Source organism: Natrinema gelatinilyticum, from assembly GCF_024266705.1.
GTDB classification, from domain to species: domain Archaea; phylum Halobacteriota; class Halobacteria; order Halobacteriales; family Natrialbaceae; genus Natrinema; species Natrinema gelatinilyticum.
The window spans coordinates 110,780-129,510 of sequence record NZ_CP100756.1 but is presented as its reverse complement, the minus strand read 5'-3'; the positions used below and the strand labels follow the sequence as shown (position 1 = coordinate 129,510).

Annotated in this window: 15 protein-coding genes and 2 pseudogenes; 8 read left to right on the top strand and 9 right to left on the bottom strand. The window is 60.7% G+C overall.

The window, feature by feature from the left end; genetic code table 11:
* Window positions 1-55 precede the first annotated feature (55 nt).
* Together NJU76_RS00620 and NJU76_RS00615 are read left to right on the top strand one after the other, a co-directional pair.
* A complete protein-coding gene (locus NJU76_RS00620) occupies window positions 56-1,483 on the top strand; it encodes an FAD-binding oxidoreductase (protein ID WP_254530885.1) in 1,428 nt (475 codons plus the stop codon).
* Window positions 1,484-1,924: 441 nt separating this feature from the next.
* Window positions 1,925-3,472, top strand: a complete 1,548-nt coding sequence (locus NJU76_RS00615) for a TrkH family potassium uptake protein (RefSeq protein WP_254530884.1) — start codon at window positions 1,925-1,927, stop codon at window positions 3,470-3,472.
* On the opposite strand, the gene NJU76_RS00610 is transcribed toward NJU76_RS00615, so the two are convergent.
* On the bottom strand, window positions 3,441-3,680 hold the full coding sequence (locus NJU76_RS00610; RefSeq protein WP_254530883.1) for a histidine kinase N-terminal 7TM domain-containing protein: 240 nt from the start codon (window positions 3,678-3,680) through the stop codon (window positions 3,441-3,443). The two genes, NJU76_RS00615 and NJU76_RS00610, sit on opposite strands and share 32 nt — an antisense overlap.
* A gap of 170 nt (window positions 3,681-3,850) precedes the next feature.
* Window positions 3,851-5,539, bottom strand: a complete 1,689-nt coding sequence (locus tag NJU76_RS00605; RefSeq protein WP_254530882.1) for a thiamine pyrophosphate-binding protein — start codon at window positions 5,537-5,539, stop codon at window positions 3,851-3,853.
* Window positions 5,540-5,648: 109 nt separating this feature from the next.
* Here NJU76_RS00605 and NJU76_RS00600 point away from each other — a divergent pair, with 109 nt between their 5' ends.
* Window positions 5,649-6,509 (top strand): UbiA family prenyltransferase, encoded by an 861-nt coding sequence (locus tag NJU76_RS00600; protein ID WP_254530881.1) that lies wholly within the window; start codon window positions 5,649-5,651, stop codon window positions 6,507-6,509.
* A gap of 63 nt (window positions 6,510-6,572) precedes the next feature.
* Here the strand turns inward: NJU76_RS00600 and NJU76_RS00595 are convergent, their stop codons facing one another.
* From NJU76_RS00595 to NJU76_RS00585, 3 genes are all read right to left on the bottom strand, one after another.
* Complete coding sequence (locus NJU76_RS00595) at window positions 6,573-6,821, bottom strand: hypothetical protein (protein ID WP_254530880.1); 249 nt, start codon at window positions 6,819-6,821, stop codon at window positions 6,573-6,575.
* 148 nt (window positions 6,822-6,969) lie between these two features.
* Window positions 6,970-8,151, bottom strand: a complete 1,182-nt coding sequence (locus NJU76_RS00590) for a redox-regulated ATPase YchF (protein WP_254530879.1) — start codon at window positions 8,149-8,151, stop codon at window positions 6,970-6,972.
* A gap of 542 nt (window positions 8,152-8,693) precedes the next feature.
* Window positions 8,694-9,425 (bottom strand): GNAT family N-acetyltransferase, encoded by a 732-nt coding sequence (locus NJU76_RS00585; protein WP_254530878.1) that lies wholly within the window; start codon window positions 9,423-9,425, stop codon window positions 8,694-8,696.
* A gap of 804 nt (window positions 9,426-10,229) precedes the next feature.
* Here NJU76_RS00585 and NJU76_RS00580 point away from each other — a divergent pair.
* Window positions 10,230-10,679, top strand: coding sequence for a hypothetical protein (locus NJU76_RS00580; protein WP_254532520.1), 450 nt, complete (start codon window positions 10,230-10,232; stop codon window positions 10,677-10,679).
* Window positions 10,680-10,725: 46 nt separating this feature from the next.
* On the opposite strand, the gene NJU76_RS00575 is transcribed toward NJU76_RS00580, so the two are convergent.
* From NJU76_RS00575 to NJU76_RS00560, 4 genes are all read right to left on the bottom strand, one after another.
* Complete coding sequence (locus tag NJU76_RS00575; protein WP_254530877.1) at window positions 10,726-11,292, bottom strand: DUF7344 domain-containing protein; 567 nt, start codon at window positions 11,290-11,292, stop codon at window positions 10,726-10,728.
* 411 nt (window positions 11,293-11,703) lie between these two features.
* Window positions 11,704-12,402: a helix-turn-helix domain-containing protein gene (locus NJU76_RS00570; protein WP_254532518.1), complete on the bottom strand. Its 699-nt coding sequence runs from the start codon at window positions 12,400-12,402 to the stop codon at window positions 11,704-11,706.
* 415 nt (window positions 12,403-12,817) lie between these two features.
* Window positions 12,818-13,741 (bottom strand): HhH-GPD family protein, encoded by a 924-nt coding sequence (locus tag NJU76_RS00565; protein WP_254530876.1) that lies wholly within the window; start codon window positions 13,739-13,741, stop codon window positions 12,818-12,820.
* A 616-nt stretch (window positions 13,742-14,357) separates the two neighbouring features.
* Window positions 14,358-15,356 (bottom strand): IS110 family RNA-guided transposase, encoded by a 999-nt coding sequence (locus NJU76_RS00560; protein ID WP_254530875.1) that lies wholly within the window; start codon window positions 15,354-15,356, stop codon window positions 14,358-14,360.
* Between the two features lie 160 nt (window positions 15,357-15,516).
* On the opposite strand from NJU76_RS00560, the pseudogene NJU76_RS00555 reads away from it, so the two are divergent.
* The 4 genes and pseudogenes from NJU76_RS00555 to NJU76_RS00540 form a co-directional block, all read left to right on the top strand.
* A pseudogene (locus NJU76_RS00555) lies at window positions 15,517-16,077 on the top strand (RNA-guided endonuclease InsQ/TnpB family protein); the annotation flags it as partial.
* Window positions 16,078-16,125: 48 nt separating this feature from the next.
* A complete protein-coding gene (locus NJU76_RS00550) occupies window positions 16,126-17,292 on the top strand; it encodes an ISH3 family transposase (protein WP_254530873.1) in 1,167 nt (388 codons plus the stop codon).
* Window positions 17,293-17,476: 184 nt separating this feature from the next.
* Window positions 17,477-18,181 (top strand): annotated as a pseudogene (locus NJU76_RS00545) (RNA-guided endonuclease InsQ/TnpB family protein); the annotation flags it as partial.
* A 203-nt stretch (window positions 18,182-18,384) separates the two neighbouring features.
* Window positions 18,385-18,708: a ribbon-helix-helix protein gene (locus tag NJU76_RS00540; RefSeq protein ID WP_254530872.1), complete on the top strand. Its 324-nt coding sequence runs from the start codon at window positions 18,385-18,387 to the stop codon at window positions 18,706-18,708.
* Window positions 18,709-18,731: the final 23 nt, after the last annotated feature.

Genomic DNA, 18,731 nt, shown 5'->3' with positions numbered 1-18,731 from the left:
CTCGCGGGTTGAATCGGTGGGAAACGTTGATACCGGTCGTGCCCAACGTGGCCGTATGACATACGACTGCGAGTTCCTCGAGAACCTCCCGCTTGCGGACGATCAGTTCTCGTTCGCGCGCGAGCGGCGGGAATCGCACGCGACCGACTTCGGCACGGAACGGAACGACGGCGGCGAGAATCTTCCGGACGCCGTCGTCTGGCCGGAGCGGACCGACGACGTGTCGGCCGTGCTTGCCGCTGCGACCGATCGCGGCATCCCCGTGACGCCGTATGCTGCTGGAACCGGGCTCGAGGGGAACGCCGTTCCGGCCCACGGCGGGATCAGCCTCGATTTCACACGAATGGACGACGTCGTCGACTACCGACCAGATGACTTTCAGATCGACGTCGGACCGGGAATCATCGGTACGGCCGTCGACGAATACGTCGCCGGTGACGGGTTGTTCTTTCCGCCGCTTCCGTCGTCGGGTAACATTTCGACGATCGGAGGCATGATCGCGACGGATGCAAGCGGCATGAAGACCGTACGCTACGGCGAGGTCGCAGACTGGGTCCTCGGCCTCGAGGCCGTTTTAGCCGACGGAACCGTCATCGAGACCGGCTCGCGGGCGATCAAGACCTCGAGCGGGTACAACCTGACCGATCTCATCGTCGGCAGCGAGGGGACCCTCGCGGTCGTTACCGAGGCGACGCTCTCGCTCGCGGGTCGGCCCCAGCAAATTCGCGGCGGGCGGGCGATCTTCGAGACGCTCGATGACGCCGCAGCGGCCGTCTTCGATGCGATCAGGACCGAAGTCGACGTCGCCCGAATCGAACTCGTCGACGGCCTGAGCGCGACCATGGCGAACGACTACCTCGGAAGCGATCTACCCGACGCGCCGATGGTCTTTCTCGAGTTCCACGCCAACCACGGTATCGATGCGGAGATCGATCTCTGTCGGACGATCTTCGAAGATCACGATGTCGCCCGCTTCGAGATGGCTGACGACGACGCCGAGATGGCGGACCTCTGGCAGGCCCGACGAGAACTGGCCTACGCCGTCTCCAGCTACGATTCAGACCTCGAGCCCCTCCACCCCGGCGACGTGACGGTTCCGATAAGCGCCTATCCCGACGTCGTCCACGAGGTCAAACGGTTGGCCGACGAGGCCGACTTGCTCGTTCCCTGTTTCGGCCACGCCGGTGACGGCAATCTCCATTACGGCGTTCTCGTCGACCCACGCGACGCCGAGCAACTCGAGCGCGGCGAGCGCCTCTATCGGTCCGTCGTCGAACTCGCGCTCGAGCGTGGCGGGACCGCAACCGGCGAACACGGTATCGGCCAGGGGAAACAGACGTACCTCGAGCCGGAACACGGCGCTGACGCGGTCGAGACGATGCGGACGATCAAGCGGGCGCTCGATCCAACCGATACGCTCAACCCGGGGAAGATATTTCCGGAGACGACCGACGGAGAACGCGTTCGGGAACCGGACTGCTGACCCCGGCCGTCGGTTCGCATCTCTGTATCGGGTGTCCGGTTGGCCGGTATTCTATCGGTCGGTGGGCAGGGAACGACTCATACGGTCTGCTGTACCGATGTACCGGTGCACCCGCAGGACGGTCGCGGTCGCACCGGCAATGACGTACAGTAGTCCGTATCAGCAGGTCGCCGTCTTCGGGGCGACGAATGTCGATGTTCGACGTTACCGACAGTCCGTTTCGTGAAACGTGAACACAGGATCGACAGTCCAATTCGAGAGAGGCGAACGGCAATCTGTGAACTCCCACGCGGGGTCAGACACGGTGTCGGTGAAACGCGGACACCGGCAAATCGATCGCGGCTGCGAGACGCAGTATTTATTGTCGGACCGCGAATCTGTCGGAGACAGTTACCGTCCAGTCGAAACCCGATCGGGTCGCGGTCGGTCGAACAATACATCATGATACGTAGGCTTCACGTCGACGTCCGGTCCAGTTGCAGCTTTCTCGGCACGGTATTGAAGTATCTCTCGACGGCGCTCCTGTTTCCCACGGCGATTGCGCTGTACTACCGGGAGAGTCTGCTGCCGTTTATTATTGCACTGGTCGTCACTGTCGGGGTGGGCATCGTCCTCGAGCGCCTCGAGACGGATCCGAGTCTCGGTCACCGTGAGGCGTTTCTGCTGGTCGCGCTGACGTGGTTCGTCGTCCCACTCGTCGGAACGATTCCGTACCTCGTCGCGGCCACCGGTACGGTCGCGGACCCCGTCAACGCGTTCTTCGAGAGTATGAGTGGGTTCACGACGACGGGTGCGACGGTCATGGGCAGTATTTCCGTCGAGACCCACTCGCGGTCGATCATGATGTGGCGCCAGCTCACGCAGTGGCTCGGCGGGATGGGGATTCTCGTCCTCATGGTTGCGATCCTCTCGGAACTCTCGGTGGGCGGAACGCAGATCATCCGAGAGGAAGCGCCAGGGATCGAGGTCGAAAAGCTGACCCCACGGATCAGAGAAACCGCGCGAGCGTTGTGGCTGATTTACGCCTGGTTCACGCTCGCCGCCGTAGTGGCCTACTACGGGCTTCACCTCGCGGGAGTGGCGCCGAATATGCGTCTGTACAACGCCGTCGCACACGCGCTCACGTCGCTGCCGACCGGCGGGTTTTCACCGGAAGCCCGCAGCGTCGAGGCGTTCTCTCCGATCGTCCAGTGGGCGGTCATGCTCTTCATGATCGTCGCCGGAACGAACTTCGCGCTGTACTGGTACGCCTGGCGCGGTCGGCCATCTCGGCTGACGAAAAACGCCGAATTCCGATCCTACGTCCTCGCGATGGGAGTCGTCGGCGGCTTGATCTCGGCGCTGTTGTTCCTCGGCGTCGGACTTTCGGCGGTTCCCGAGGGTATCGCGACGATTCCGGGGAGCATAGAGCGCTCGCTCCGTCACGGGCTCTTCCAGGTCATCGCGATCGTGACGACGACCGGGTACGCGAGTATGGACTTCAACACGTGGAGCGACTCGACGCAGGTGATCCTCCTGTTCGCAATGTTCCTCGGCGGGTCCGCGGGCTCCGCGGCCGGCTCGATCAAAATCGTTCGCTGGTACGTGATCCAGAAGTCGATGCGACGGGAACTCTTCAGGCTCGTCCACCCACAGGCGGTCCGCCCGGTCCGAATGGGTGGCACCGGCGACGTCATCGACGAAGAAACGATTCTCGGAATCTTCGTCTTCGTCGCGCTCTTTCTGACGCTGTTCGTGGTTTCGACCGTCGTCCTCCTCGTCGACGCTCATCGAACGCCCGGTCTCTCGTTGTCCGCGCTCGAGGCGATCAGCGCCGTCATCGCGACGCTCGGCAACGTCGGCCCGGGTGTCGGCGACGTCGGGCCGATGAACAGCTACGAATCCTTCTCTAACGCGGCGAAACTGTACATGATCTTCCTCATGTGGATCGGCCGACTCGAGATTCTCTCCGTCCTGGTCATCCTGACGCCGGCGTACTGGCGATCGTAACGCGGACGGCTACTCGCGCTCGCCTGCGAGCGATAGGGGCAATCTCGAAGATGTGAGCGCAGAGCCAGCACGCGACGCTGGCCATGAGCGCCGTAAGCGGAGGCGAACCGGCGGCAGGACGCATCTGCCACGCCGCGACGGTGGTACCGACTGCGACGACGAGCGAGAGTAACAGAACGATACTGTACGGGTTGATCACCTGGATCATCCGTAAACGGGTATGTCTGCACGAACGAGACGCAAGTGTTTACCGGCCAACGATTGGTCGGTACATCTTCACGAACGGTCCGAACGCGTCATACGGACTACTGTACGTCACTGCCGGTGCAACCGCAACCGTCCTGCGGGTCCACCGGTACATCGGTACAGCAGACCGTATCAGTCGTGGACCAGCACGTCGAGCACGTCGGGGCCGTCGCGAGCGAGTGCGTCCTCGAGTGCGCTTTCGATTTCGTCGGGCGATTCGACGAGCTGGGCGCGCGAACCGTGGCTCTCGGCGTTTTTCACGAGGTCGACCGTCGGATCGAAGTCCATGCCGACGAAGTCGTAGTCGGCTTCCTCGCCGCCCAGGAGCTTGAGCGTGTTGTCCTTCAGAATTCGGTAGTTACGGTTGTCCGAGATGACGACCGTCAGGTCCACGTCGTAGCGGGCGGCGCTGTAGATCGAGTGTGGGTAGTACTGGTACGACCCGTCGCCGATGAACCCGATCACGTCCCGAGGTTCGTCTCGCTGGCCTTCGGCGATGGCGGCACCGACCGAGGCCGGAAGCCCGTAGCCGAGGCCACCACCCTTGTTCGAGATGTACTGCTCCGGACCGAACTCCCACCGGGTGAGCATGGCATATTTCGAGGTGACTCCCTCGTCAACGATTGCCGCCTCACCCGCGACGCGCTCCATCGCGTCGACCAACTGGGCTTTCGATGTGCCCGGTTCGTCCCCGTTTCCCTCCCAGTAGTCGGCCATCTTCGCCTCGACCATCTCCTTCGTCGCAGCGACATCCTCGAGTCGATTCGACACGACGTCGTCCGAGAGGCGCTTCTGGACGCGTTCGGCGAGATCCCGGAGGACGAGTCCGGGATCTCCGATCACGGCCGCGTCCGCGGACTGATTCTTGCCGCTCTGCCAGGCGTCGTCGCTCACGTGGATACAGGTCGTGTCGGATCCGACCAGTTCCTCCTCGTGGCGCGTTAGCGTGGTGTTCGTCGAACAGCCGGCAAAAAAGAGCGTGTCGGTGTCCATCAGCGCTGCCGCGAGCGATTCGCTGGTCGGAAGATAGGAAACCCACTGCTCGTGACCGGTCGGGAAATTCACCTCCGAGGAGAGGATCTCGCCGTGGACGCGAGCGCCCGTCGCCTCCGCGAGGGCGACCGCTGCGGTGACGGCGTCAACGCCCGAGCGAGCGACGTGGTCACCGACGACCATCACCGGATTCTCGGCCTCGGCGAGTAGGTCTGCGGCGCGCTCGAGCTGTGCAGGATCGCCGCGGCCGGCGTTTGGGATCGCGCCGAGCCGTTCGGGTTCGGCGTCGGTTTCTGCCATCGTCACGTCGAGCGGCAGGGCGAGGAAGACCGGGCCAGTCGGCGGCGTCAATGCGACGCGGAACGCCCGACGGAGCATCGTCGGCAGGGCCGAGACGTCGAGCACCTCGTCCGACCACTTACAGTACTCCCGGGCCATGTCGGCAAGTCGACCGGACAGGATCGGCTCCTCGTGGCGAAAGTCCGTACTGTGGTTCCCCGCCGTCACGACCAGTGGTGCGCCGGTCTTCTTGGCCGCATACAGGTTCCCGAGTCCGTGCGCCAGCCCGGGGGCGATATGGAGGTTCGCCACACCGACCGGGGTGATCGAGTCGTCGTGGTGGGCGTGGTACCGCCGTCGCTGGGCGTAACCCGAGGCCATTCCGACCGCGATGTCCTCGTGGAGCGCGAGCCTGTACTCGAGGTCGCTCCGGCCGATCGCGTCCATAATTGGCAATTCCGTCGTCCCCGGATTCCCGAAAATGTAGTCGACGCCGTAGGATTCGAGCGCATCGGTGAAGAGATCCGCGCCGGTGTACCGTTCAGACATGCCCCCACGTCACACGGCATTTCACATCAAGCTGTGTGTTTCGGCACTCCGGTTCCAGCGTCTGTGGATCCGACCTGGGTATTATACATCAGTTCGTTGTCGCTCCCGTATGGCACTCGTGAGGGATGGGACCGGAATCGGTGGAACGGCTCGAGCGTTCTGGTCACAGGTACATCCCGTCTTCATGACGCCGCCGTTGGCCGCCTCGCTATTCGGCGCGGTCCTCGCCGGAACTGTTGATCCGGTACTCGCGGCGGTTCACGTCTTCGCAATGTTCGCGGCTGTTTATACAGCCCATGTCAAGGACGGCTACGTCGATTTCCACGTCCGAGACGAGGACGACGATCACCCGCTGACTGCGGCGGGATGTCACGTCGCGCTCGGACTGTCGACCGTGACGTTTGTACTGTGCTGTATCGCCCTGGGCGTCCTCGTCGATGCGACCGCAGTCGTGCTGGTCGTTCCGACGTGGCTGATCGCGTACCATCACGCCCCACAACTCGATACGAATCCCGTAACTGCGACGACCGGCTACCCGCTCGGGATCGCACTCGCCGTCGTCGGGGGGTTCTACGTGCAGGCGTCGACGCTCACCGTCGTTCCACTCGCGTTCGCTCTGATCTTTCTGACCCTCCTCTCCGGGGTCAAAGTGATCGATGACGCCCAGGATTACGCGTACGATCGCTCGATCGAGAAACGGACCGTCGCGGTGGTAGTCGGCCCCGACCGGGCGTACACCGTCGCGTACGGCCTCATGACCCTCGCGTTGGTCGCCGTCGTCGGGTTCGCTGTCGCTCGTATCTTTCCCGTGACAGCAATGCTCGCGGCGCTCGCGTTCGCCGTCGTCGCGCTCGTCGCGCGGCGAGCCGACCCCGAACTCGCGACCATGTTGCTCATCCGTGGCTCGTACGTTTTCCTCGCCGTGCTCGTGGCCGCCGTCCGGTTCGACCCGATCGGCGACCTCGTGTGAGCCGACTTCGCGGTGGTCACCAGTGATGCGTCAGTACGCCCTTTCGGACACAGTCCTGGGACACTATATCGTCCGACGGTGACCACAGTGCGGACAGTACATGTGGCCGTCTTTGATGAGCATGTGGCTCTGGTCGCAGTGACTGCACGGCGATCCCACCGAAACCCCCGCTTCGCGTCCGAGCGCTTCGACCGTGTTTTGAAGCATGCAGTGGCGCCGCTCGATCACCTCGAGCCGCTCGTTGAGCGCGATCAGCTGTGCCGTTGTCGTGCGTTCGCGTTTCGTCTGGGGAAATCGGATCTGGGGTGACATCGTGTGGAGTATACACTGCCACCGACGAAAAGCACATCTCTACCCGCCAGTCGCCCTGAAACTCCGCGAGAACGTCCGTTCTCATTTCCTCGCGAAGAGCGGTCACCACACGGTCAGGCACCCTGACGTGCCCTGACTCGCTACCTCGTCAGGATGCAGTCGATACGATCTTTATTACGTCGCCCTCCTCGAGTTCGTACTCTTCGGCGACCTCGCGATTCGTCTTCGCGTTCACCGCGTGGAGGTAACCATCTCCGATATCGGAGTGGACGGTATACGCCAGGTCGACCGGCGTCGATCCCCGGGGCAGCAAGAAGGCGTCGGGCAGGAGGTTCCCGCTTCCATCGGACCATTTCGAGGCGTCCTCGACCGGATAGGCCGTGAGGTGGTCGAGCAGGTCGTAGACCGCGTAATCGAGCACCGCCTGAACGCCAGTTCCGCCCCACTCGACCATCGTCTCCGCGAGACCCTCGAGCGCCTCCCGCTGGGCGTCAGTCACGTCGTCGCCGATCTCGATCGTCTCGTCGCCAGGGTCGTACTCGACGAGGTCGCTGTCGGCCGCCCGACGGAGTGCGAGCTCACCTTCGGCAGTCGTGGGGATCACCGGCTTGTCGAGTTCGAGCAGACGATCGACGTTCTCCTCCGGGGCGATGTCGATCTTGTTCGCCGCGACGACGATCGGCTTGGTCCGCCGGCGAACGTCTCGGGCGAGTGCCTCGCGGTGTGCGTCCTCCCACTGGATCGGATCCTCGGGATAGTCCAGATCGCGAAGGACGGTCGCGATCTGTGTCGGCGAGGCACCGAAGCCCGAGAGCATGTCCGCGAGGACGTCGTCGATGTCGAAGTCGGGCGAGCGGGATTTCCGCTCGACGGACTCCCAGTTGCGTTCGACGATACTCGCAAGCCAGAGGTCCATCTCTTCTTCGACGAAGTCGATGTCGGCGAGCGGATCGTGGGAACCGATGTCGACGGGTTCGCCCTTTTCGTTGGTCCCGCCGGAGGCGTCGACCACGTTGACGATCACGTCCGCGTTCGTGAGTTCGTCCAGAAATTGGTTGCCGAGTCCCTTCCCCTCGTGGGCCCCCGGGACGAGTCCCGCAACGTCTATGAGTTCGATCGGGACGTAGCGCTTACCGTTTTCACAGTTGTCGGCGTTGCACCGCTCGTCGCGTTCGAGGCAGGGGCACTCGGTCCGGACGTAACTCACCCCGCGATTGGCGTCGATCGTGGTGAACGGATAGTTGGCGACGTCGACGTCAGCCATCGTCGCCGCCGTGTAGAACGTGGACTTACCGGCGTTGGGCTTCCCGGCAAGCGCGATCGAAAGCATGGCTCAGGGTAGCAGGGTCCGGGAAAACTACCTTTCGATTCCCCAATACCGGAGTACGGTCCGTACGTCTGTCGTCTGGGGGGTCCGTACGGTCTCTGCCATCTGGTTCCCGGTTCGAACGTCTCGAGTAGAACCAGCGCTTCGCGAACGCCTTCTTCGAAGACAGCCTGGTCCGATGGCGTCATACGGTCAGTGGACGGGTCCCGGTCGATGGCTCGAATCTCGTGCAGACGCGGTAACGTCGAGTGACGGAGCGATCTCGCTACGACACCGGCGCGGACGTCCGTGTACTGGGCGACGACGCGAGTGAGATCCGCGACCGTCAGTGATCCACCGGCGCGTCCGTGATAGAGAACCGCGAGGGCGATGCGGGCCTGTTGGTCGCCCAGCACCTCAAGGATCGTCTCCGCAGTCGTCGGAACTGCCGCGACGGTTTCGAGACTCGAGATCGGTTCCGATGGTGACGACCGCCTCGCCCTGTCGATTACATAAATCAGATTGGTTGTGACCCGACACGTTCCGGATTTCGACCACGTGCGCGGCTAGAGTTTGACGGCCATCATCACTTCGTCGACGTAGTGGCCGTTCAACTTGTAGTGGTCCTGTCGGACCGCTTCGGTGTCCCAGTCGTGTTCCTCGAGGAAGGCGATTGCCTCCTCGTTGGTCGAGGGCACGCTTTGGTAGACTTTCTCGTAGCCGTTGGAGCTGGCCCACTCGAGTCCTCGCGAGAGGAGGTGTGAGCCGACGCCGTGGGTGCGGTACTCTTCTAAGACGCCGACGGTGAGTTCGGCGGTGTGGCTCAACTTCTCCAGTTCCGGTGCGTAGAGGTGAACCCAGCCGATCACGTCCTCTTCGACCGTGGCGACGAAGAACATGCGAGACTCGAGTTCGTTGTGCCGGAGCAAGGCGTCCTCGTGGTCGATTTCGTCGGCGACGCTCTCGGCTTCGATGTACGTCTTTTCTTCGGCGACCTGTCTGATCGCACCGACGATTCCTGTCAGATCCTCCTGGCGTGCCGGGCGAATATGAAACTCGAGGTCCTCCGAGACGTACTCCTCTTCGGCGCCTGCATCGATCGTTACTCGAAGCGTCCCGTCTTCCTGCTCGAGTCGCCCGTCTCGCTTGAGGATCGCTACGTGGTGGCGAAATCCGCCTGGATCGAGGCCAAGGCGCTCCTGTACCTTGTCGGGATCGACCGCGCCGTGACGCTCGACGTATTCGTAAATTCGCTTGCGGTCCTCGTGGCCGAACTCGAGCGCGTTAGTAGTAGCCATGACATGCGGTACCACTCGGCATCACTTAATCCTTGTCAGCGAAATTCTTCGGATCGGAACCGTCAGAGAGGATACCGATATCGGAAACTCGCATCGAATCGACGAGGATTCGTCCACGTTTGGCAAGGTTTTCAGAGCGAAACAACGGGATTAGCATCCGCAACGACCAGTTGTGAGAACACGACCGTTCCGGAGGGAATTATCGGAGGAACTGGTGGACTTATACGTCGCACACGTCTTCGTCTGTCGGAACGCGAATTCGGTGAACGAACCGCGACGGACCGCTCTGAAAGCGACGGCGGTATCTGCACTGATCGGGACGGGACCGGCGAACATCCTCTGTCGGATCCGCGGGCGGGACAATCCGGCGACGGATCACAGTACGGCCTCGACAACGGCTTCGCGGACACCCCTGGCTCGAGAACGGAGACGTTCGGGTCATCACGGTTCAGTACATTCGCTCTCGAGTCGGTCCCGGCGAGGTGAATTCGTCCTCGAGTCTGTTCACAGCAGGACGGTCGACGACCTCGAAGGAGGGTCGACGGAAGATGGTGGAAGGCTATCCAGTGGCCACACACCGGTGGTGCAAATCAACGCTGGACCGTCCATTCGGTCGCCTGATACCCGTCTCGCCCTGAATGCCGAGGTGTTCTTTCCGTCTTCCGCCCCCGTCCGGCACCTTAAGACGACAACGTGTACAGCCGGACACCCTTCTACTATCAGTTCATCGACCTGATTGCGCGAGATACGTTCCCGCCCCGATTCGACGGGGTGGTCCAGACGGGTGTCCGTCTCGCGTTCCCCATGATCGGATCGACTGTGGTGATCGCTGGCTGTACGCTCTCGCTCGCGGTAGCAGCGGGTATGCTAGCCCACGAGTGGATGCACGCGCTCGTGCTCCGACTCGGCCGCGTCGAGTACTCGGTCTCGTACTTTCCCGGCCGTGCCGACGGACTCCGATCGGTCCTCACGACGCGTCCCTGGGCTGCCGTCCACCCCCGTCCGACCGGTGGCGAACCGCCCTGGATCCTACGCCTCGCTGCGCTCGCACCTGCTCTCCTCGCGATTCCCGTTTTCGGACTTGGCCTCGCTGGTCACGTGACGACCGAGACGCCGATCGTCACTGCCGCCGCGGTCGGCTGGCTCGCCTGTGCGCTTCCCAGCCCACAGGACTTTTCGGTCGCAATTCACGCCCATCGGCTTCTCGAGCGAACTCGCGAATCGAACGCGCCGCTCCTCTCCCGTGCCGACTGACGGTCGTCGCTGACGTTTCGTTCGACGTTACTCGTTTTCGCTCGCGTCACCTGGTAAGGACGGTCGACCAGGCGTGGACGCCGGTCAGAAGCGTGAATGCACCGAGAACGATGACCGCTCCGATAAGCCCGTCGATCGGAACCACCCCCGTCGCGACCGAACCGAGAAAGATGCTACAGAGGGCGACCGTGCCTGCGTACCGCAGCGGCCACCGATCGGTCGTGTCGGTCCCGCGTGACAAATCCAGATACGGGTCGAGTTGGGACGTCACTGGTGTCGGTTCGACCCAGCCGCGGTCTTTCTCGTAGTTGACGATCCCGTGATTGTCGAGTTTTGGAAGATGTGATTGGTACAGCGAGATATAGACGCGCTGCCGTTCGCTCGAACTCAAGTTGTCGACGGTCGTCCCCTGTTCCCAGGCAGCGACCTGTTCCGCGAGTTCGCGGAGGCGAACCCGTCCGTCGGACTCGCGGAGGTAGTTGAGGACGTCCCGTCGGCGTTTTGTCTGAAGAATATGGTAGATATCGTCCAGGTCCAGATCTGCCGGCGTATCGATTTCGTCCGACGCTCGAGCCGCCTCGTCGACGGCATCAGCCTGCCTGCGCGCGAGCACGTTCGTTCACTGCGGACAATAACCCTATCCAACAGATAAAACTACGCACTTATTGAACACTTTACACGATGCACGGATGCGAAAACCGGGAACACGGTCAATCTCGCGATTCGTCGGAGGCAGTCGCGAGAGAGCCTGTCGAACCGGATCGATGAGGTGGGAGTACTGAACCAATGTGACAGACTACCAGTTACTGATCGTAGCAGGCCTTCATATCAGTTTCGGTACTAAATTATTGTATTATTCTCAGACAATATCGTGAGCTGATGAGAGGAATTGGACGACCGTTCCAATCGAGCGGGAAGGTATCGTCTCCTCGTGACTGGGTCCGCTGTCGGATTTCTGTTGCCGTTTCGATATACAGCCAGCCCGGTCGTCGAACTCGAGCGTGTTGGCGAGTCGGCCAGCTTTTCAGGGATCAATCTCCATCGGTGCGGTTCGATCGGATAGCTCCGCGCTGACGAGTGCGGCGTGACTTCGGCGGAGCCGTTCTGAAAGCGCCTGGTGGGAAATGTCCAGTTCCGCGGCCAACTCTTTGAGCGTGACTCCCCTCGGGACGTCGAAATACCCCAGTTCGTGTGCCTTACAGATCGTTTCGTACTGCGTTTGGGTCAGCGGAGTTCGCGCCGTCGCCAAATCGTCGACGCCACTTATCCGGGTGACGTTGGCCCTGAATTCATACTGTTCAAGGAGGTCGTGACACTCCGAGATGGACTCTCGGTCGTGAAAGAGCAACTTCAGCATCCACCGATTGTCGCGACCCTGAGCCGTCAGGATGGCGCCGTCGTTTTTCGTGACGATTTCTTCGAACAGTTTCACTCCGTCACCGAATTCGAGTCGGAACAACCAGCGATCACTCGGAATGGCCCCGACGTCGTCGTTCGGTGCCGACCCCGTGCCGTCGTCGGCTACGTTCGCGATCACCTCTACCGACGGATCCGACTCGAGCGCTGCTGTGACGGTCGGGCAATCCGGTCCCCCTGCCCACACGAGGGGCGGAGAGCCTCCGATCATCCCCCCGACCTGAAACTGGAACGTCGATACTCGATCGAACGTCCGGGAGAGTCCGAGCCGATCGGCTGGAATCTCGAGTTCGACGACTGTGGTCATCATCGAAGACCACCACAAAGGCGTATAGACGGATTTGGTTACCGGTAGCCTTTCCCGCCACCCAACTCCGCTGACTGTCACTCTTCCGAGAGTATCACTCTCGGTAACGTGACGGCCCCGGCCGGTTCAGTTCGATGACTCCGGGCAGTTGGATCACGTCTCTCGACCCTGGATCGTTGGGCCGAGGCAGGAACGGCCTGCCCGCCGAGCGTGGCTACCGACTTCGACCGTTCTCAGCTCATGCAATTGCTGGTCAGTTACAAGTAGTATCGCCATTGTTGTTTTACTTGGCCAACGTCTGGCAATTTGGCAACAGGGAATGCACGACGTCAGTCACTGGCTGTCAGTTTCGTCGGCCCTCGTCACGATGACTGCCATCCGAAGGGGACGGTTTGGCAGCGGGCCGATAAATTCGTCACCGCTTCAATCGCACGGTGAACTCGTCGCCGTTTCGGTCGAATTCGACTAACCCGTCCGACTCGAGGTCGGTCACCAATCCTTCGAGCCACTCGCGACCGTACTCACCGTCCTGAGTGTAGTCAACACGAATGCGGTGGCCCAGTGTATCGAGATCGAGGTCGTCGTACGCTCGCAGTGTCGCGATCACGCGGCCGCGGAACTGTCGACGGCTCCCCTCGAAACTCGGTTGGCTGGGGACGTCTGGAGCGGTGAAGTCGCCGCTCGCATACGCCGTACACCACTCGCGCCACGGACAACCGGCTTCGTCGCAGCGCGGGGTCTGCTCGCAGGCGACACCTCCCAGTTCCATGATCGCGTTGTTCCAGACTCGAGACCGATCGTTGGGCATGAGTTCGCGCGCGGCAGTTTCGAACGCTGAATCGTCATCAGGGACGTCGAAGGCGCGGTAGAGCACTCGCTTGACGTTCGTATCGACGACCGCGTCGCCGTCGTTGAACGCGAAACTCGCCACCGCGTTGGCCGTGTACGGACCGACGCCCATCAACTCCTGTAATTCGTCGGGCGTGGTGGGGAAGTCACCGTCGTACTCCGCCTCGACTTGCTGGGCAGCCTCGTGCAAGTACTTCGCCCGGTTGTTATATCCGAGACTGTGATCAGTCCAGAACCCGACGATGGCCGCTCGATCGGCCGCCGTCAGTTCGGCGGTCGTGGGCCAGCGCTCGAGGAATTCCTCCCAGGCCTCGACGACCCGACTGAGTTGTGTCTGCTGGCTCATCACTTCGCTGACCAGGATCGCGTACGGATCGTCCGTTCGTCGCCAGGGGAAGTCGCGGTGATCGTCCGCGTACCACGCAGTGAGCGCGTCACGGACGGCCTCGCGGTCGTCGGGGATCGTCCACTCCCGGGCCTCTGCTGTCATCGGCGGGGCTTAGGGTAGCGGCGGCTTATGGGTGGTGATCGATCGTCATGGGAGTATCCCTGCCGACTGTCTGGGAGACCGGATGAGTTGTACAGCCCGGATCTCCAGTATTAGTCGGAGTGTCTCTAGACACTCTGTCGAGCAATAACTGGAACAGATCTCGTATGTTATTTCCCTCCCAGCTCTGGCGCCCGGCAAACGATCATACGGATTAGTTGAAAGAGAGGGCGCTAAGCCCCCGTCCTCGAGGAGCGAACGGCGTTAGCCGCGAGCGAGTAGGGCGGGGATACAGCGTCCGCACGAGCGCCGACTTACTCTAGCCAGAACAGTTAACTAAACACAAATACTAGCAGAGAATAAGTCACATGGAGTACAGTCCCCGATACCGACTCTTCCCAACACCTATGAGAATCCTGTGATTGACCAAACCACGGATCGTCTCATAGCTGTTTCGTCGTCGATGGTGTCCGGCGCGTGTTGGTGACGTAGAACCGCACGATGTCGCTACAATTGAGTGGAAACAGCCCTCAGGCGGAGGCTATCTTGAAAGCGAGAGCAGTTGCTAACAGTGGGCGAATGCCCTGCTGAGTGGCACCATCGCGGTGCCACTCAGCAACTATGCTGTTGGCGGATCGTAGACTTCCTCACGGCTGAGCATGTGAAACATTGCGACGAGCATTTTCCGAGCTGTTGCAACGATTGCGATGTTGTGATTCTTCCGCTGTTTCAGGCGGGTGTAGAACTGTTCTAGGTAGTCGTCGAACCGTACAGCCACGTTGGCACACTGAACGAGGGCCCAGCGCAACGGCGCTGAGCCCTCTTTCGAGATTCCGCCACGCACCTCTTTGTCGCCAGATTGCCGAATAGATGGATCAAGCCCGGCGTAGCTGATCACTTTCTTTGCACTGCTAAACCGGTCGATCTCGCCAAGTTCGGACGTGATCAACAGCGACGTGAAATAACTCACGCCAGGGATAGTCATGAGCAGCTGCGCGTCGTGACGCGCAGCGGCGGTGTCTTCGATACGCTTGTCGAGTTTCGTGATCTGTTCGTTTAGCGTATCAATCACCGCGAGATGTGCCTCAAGAACCGCTCGATCGACCTCGGAGAGCGTGAGTTCCGCGAGGAACTCACGCCCGGTCGGGCCGAACAGTTCGCGGCTGTATTGGTTACCAGTTCGCTTGAGAACTGCTCGGACACGGTTTTTCTCCCGGGTTCGATCTTCGACGAGTGCCTTGCGTGCGCGAACGAGGTCACGTCGTTCGCGCACGTCCTTGGGCGGAACGTAGCTTTCAGCGACGAGGTTTGCACGCAGAAGATGCGCGAGCATCTTTGCGTCAACGCGATCGGTTTTGACCTTCGCGTCGGCGATGACACGTGTTTTACTCGGGTTAACGAGCGTAACGTCCATGTGGTCGTCGAGCGTTTCGTAAATCGGGCGGTAGTGCCCAGTTGCTTCGATGGCAACCGCCGACCCGACATACTCGCGCGCGAACTCTTCGAGTTCGGCGCGCTCAGTGCCATGGGAGAGGCGGAATTCATCGACGAGGCTGCCGTCCTGTCGCATGACCGCTACCTGCGAGTAGCGGTCATGCGTATCCATTCCGATGTACATGATATGATGTCTCTGGGGTTGGGTGAACGAACCGAATAGACACCTATACGGGCTGTTTGCCCAATCCTTCGGATTCTTGCAAGGGGCCAGTCAGAGCAGCGTGTTCTCGGACACATGTTGAAAGACGGCCTCCTTCAACCCCAACGCGTTTCGTTCACCGATTTGGGGCTTAAACAGGATTCTCATAAAGTCAGAGCAACGGGAGAGTCTCGACTGGACTCGTGACACCGTGCGACAACTCTACAACCACGCCCTCCACGAATTCACCAAGATACCAGAAGACGAGGGGACGCTTCGACAGCGCGTCTGGCACGTCCGAGACGAACTCCCACAACTCAAACAACAGTGGACTGACCTCAAACAGGTCTACTCCACCGTCTTGCAGAAAGCTGTTGAGCGTATCCGTACCAACATCAACAACCTCGGCACACTCAAAGCCAAGGGCTACGATGTTGGCTCGCTGAACTGGAAGTCACCGCGTGAGTATCGGAGTTTCACGTACCGGCAATCGGGCTTCGAACTCGACACGAAGAGTGGCCCGCGAGACCGAGCGAGACTCCGCCTCACAAAAGTTCGTGGTGAAACCCTTGAAATCCCACTCCGCCTTCACCGTGACCTTCCCGACCACGATGCTATCAAAGAAATAACGGTGAAGAAAGAGCCCACAGGAGCGTGGTACGCTTCGTTCTGTATCAGCACCGACACGCCAGCGAAACCAGACTCAGTACTTCACAAAGCCGGTTAGTTAGAACATCTGCTTGCTGAAGGTGTGTTCAAGACCCAACAAGCAGACAGTGAAATCCACGAGGACCAGCTCCTTAACTTCCTCGTCAACCAGCTTGACGAGGAAGTTGCTCTGAACCTTGCCAACAACGCTGAAATCGACGCAGAGGACATTTACGAGGTCCTCGTCGGCGCGACCGCCGACGGGACCTCGATCTCTACGCTCTGCAACTCCAGCGAGAACTCGCCATCAGCAAACACGATTCTCTATCATCTCCGGACGAAGTTCGAGCCGGAATGGCTCGAACGAGTCGCAAACACGCTTCTTCGGCGAGATATTGTGGAACTGCTCCCCGAGCAGGTGGAGGTCTGCGCAGACCTCCACCTGCGGCCCTACTACGGTGACGAAGACAACACAGACGCTCTCTACCACTCGGAAGCGAAGCGTGGAACCACTTCGTTCCACGCCTACGCCACACTCTACGCGCGTGTAAAAAACAAACGCTACACGCTGGCGGTGCGCCGTCTCGAAGACGGCGACACCGCCAGCAGCGTCCTCGCTGAGTTCCTCGGTGTTCTCGACGGCCTTGACACCGAAATCAAGGCCGTCTATCTTGATCGCGGATTCTACGACAGCAAGTGTCTCACGCTGCTACAGGCGCACAACTGCGCCTACGTTGTCCCGATCATCCGGTGGGGGAAGACGATTCAGCATGAACTCTCGGAAGGGTGGAGTCGCATCATTCAACACGACTTGACAGGGAAACTCGACGGTCACAGCTGGACCGTCGAGTTTCCCGTCTACATCGACTGTACGTACCTGAACGGACGATATGACGAGCACGGCGTGGCGCGTCACGGCTACGCCGCTGACGCGCCGTTCATCGAGACACCACGCGACGCTCGATACCACTACAGCAAACGCTTCGGTATCGAGTCGAGCTATCGCTTGTCCGAGCAAGCGATAGCGACGACAACGACACGAGACGCAACGGTGAGATTGCTGTACGTCGTGGTGAGCCTGCTGTTACAGAACGCGTGGCGGTATCTCCACTACGAATACGTAGCGACGCCCCGCCGAGGCGGGCGTCGCCTCTGGTGGTGGCCATACAAAGAGTTCGTGAATATGGTTCGACGGGCCGCGTGGACGGCCCTCGCGGTGCGTCGGGCCGTCCCCGCGAACCGACCACCTGATGACCGGTTCTACCGGTAGTCACTGACCGAGCAAGCGTCTTCGCAAGTGGCAACGCTGTCGCGTCGGCGGCTAACCGCCGCCGACAGCGACAGCTCCATCTTCGATCAGCGTTGTTCAACCGTTGCTGGCGACTCATCACAACAGAACAGGTGGCTCAGGTCAGGCTAACTGGCGATGCTTTGTGAGGTACTGAGACTCAGCTGACATTGAGCCGGAAGACACGGTTGGGATCGACCTTGGCGTTCTCACCTTCGTCCACGATTCGGATGGACGGTCTATCGGACGTCTTGACTTCTCCGATGAACGAAAACGCCTCGAGCGCGAGCAACGCGCTCTTTCTCGCAAACAGTACGAGTCGAACAACTGGGAGACGCAACGGCGGCGAGTCGCGACGGTCCATGCTCGCATGTCGAACAAGAAGCGAGATTATAAACACAAACTCGCGCACTTTTACACCTCAGAGTACGAGGCAGTGTTCGTTGAGGATTTGAACGTGAAGCCGATGCTTGAAGACAGTGGCAACGCGCGAAACAAGGCCGAAGTCGGCTGGCGAAACTTCAGTACGATTCTGAAACATCACGGTCGGAAGAACGGGTGTCACGTCATCGAAGTCGAACCGAATGGCACGACGAAAGAGTGTGCATCGTGTGGCGTGGAGACTGAGAAGCCGGTGTGGGTTCGGGAACATTCCTGCCCGTCGTGTGGGTTCGAGTTGGAGAGGGATTGGAACGCGGCGTTGAATATCCAGTCGCGTGGTCTGGAGAACCTAGGAGTGGTTCACTCCGAAGCAACGCCTGTGGAGACTGCGACCGCTGTAGATACTTCTGAAGTGTCTGCACGTCGCGTCGTCGAAGCAGGAAGCCCTGCCCTCAAGGAGTCGCCGAAGGCGACGAGTAGGGCGGGGTAGTTCACTTGAATGTCAGAGATTCCGACGAGGTCACCTGCCTGGAGCAGACGAATTCTGCCAACTGCAGCGCAATAGTCGACGCAGACGCGTATGATTAGGGTAGAGCTACTCGTCGAATCGACGCAGTGGTCGACCGCGTCGTTACCGCCACCCCGTCGCCGCGACAAGAAAGGTCTATCCGGCGCGCTCGAGTCCCCTCTTGTATGAGCCTCGACGGTCTCACCGACGACGTCACGGAATCGTATTCGGATATCGGCGACGAACTGTCCGTTTCGCTCGATCGCGAAACGCGTACCGAACTCGCCTTGCTCGAGACGGCACTCGAACCAGAGGAGACAGACGAGCTAGTCCGTCGGGCGATACACATGTTCTTCCAGTCGACCGTCGACACCGGCAAACTCGACTTCCAGCTCCGGACGGCCTACGACGTGACGTACGACGAGTACCTCTCCGGGATGACCTTCGAGGAAATGACCGGCGCGGACCAGTATCCGGCGATGGACGACGAGCGGCGCTACCAGTTCTAGTACCGTTTCAAACGGTGAACGCA

Excerpts from the sequence above, each read along its gene's own strand:
- NJU76_RS00565 (WP_254530876.1), bottom strand. The coding sequence starts at position 13,741 with ATGACAGCAGAGGCCCGGGAGTGGACGATCCCCGACGACCGCGAGGCC.
- NJU76_RS00605 (WP_254530882.1), bottom strand. The coding sequence starts at position 5,539 with ATGTCTGAACGGTACACCGGCGCGGATCTCTTCACCGATGCGCTCGAA.
- NJU76_RS00620 (WP_254530885.1), top strand. The coding sequence starts at position 56 with ATGACATACGACTGCGAGTTCCTCGAGAACCTCCCGCTTGCGGACGAT.
- NJU76_RS00610 (WP_254530883.1), bottom strand. The coding sequence starts at position 3,680 with ATGATCCAGGTGATCAACCCGTACAGTATCGTTCTGTTACTCTCGCTC.
- NJU76_RS00595 (WP_254530880.1), bottom strand. The coding sequence starts at position 6,821 with ATGTCACCCCAGATCCGATTTCCCCAGACGAAACGCGAACGCACGACA.
- NJU76_RS00590 (WP_254530879.1), bottom strand. The coding sequence starts at position 8,151 with ATGCTTTCGATCGCGCTTGCCGGGAAGCCCAACGCCGGTAAGTCCACG.
- NJU76_RS00585 (WP_254530878.1), bottom strand. The coding sequence starts at position 9,425 with ATGGCTACTACTAACGCGCTCGAGTTCGGCCACGAGGACCGCAAGCGA.
- NJU76_RS00570 (WP_254532518.1), bottom strand. The coding sequence starts at position 12,402 with ATGACCACAGTCGTCGAACTCGAGATTCCAGCCGATCGGCTCGGACTC.
- NJU76_RS00600 (WP_254530881.1), top strand. The coding sequence starts at position 5,649 with ATGGCACTCGTGAGGGATGGGACCGGAATCGGTGGAACGGCTCGAGCG.
- NJU76_RS00580 (WP_254532520.1), top strand. The coding sequence starts at position 10,230 with ATGATCGGATCGACTGTGGTGATCGCTGGCTGTACGCTCTCGCTCGCG.
- NJU76_RS00560 (WP_254530875.1), bottom strand. The coding sequence starts at position 15,356 with ATGTACATCGGAATGGATACGCATGACCGCTACTCGCAGGTAGCGGTC.
- NJU76_RS00615 (WP_254530884.1), top strand. The coding sequence starts at position 1,925 with ATGATACGTAGGCTTCACGTCGACGTCCGGTCCAGTTGCAGCTTTCTC.
- NJU76_RS00540 (WP_254530872.1), top strand. The coding sequence starts at position 18,385 with ATGAGCCTCGACGGTCTCACCGACGACGTCACGGAATCGTATTCGGAT.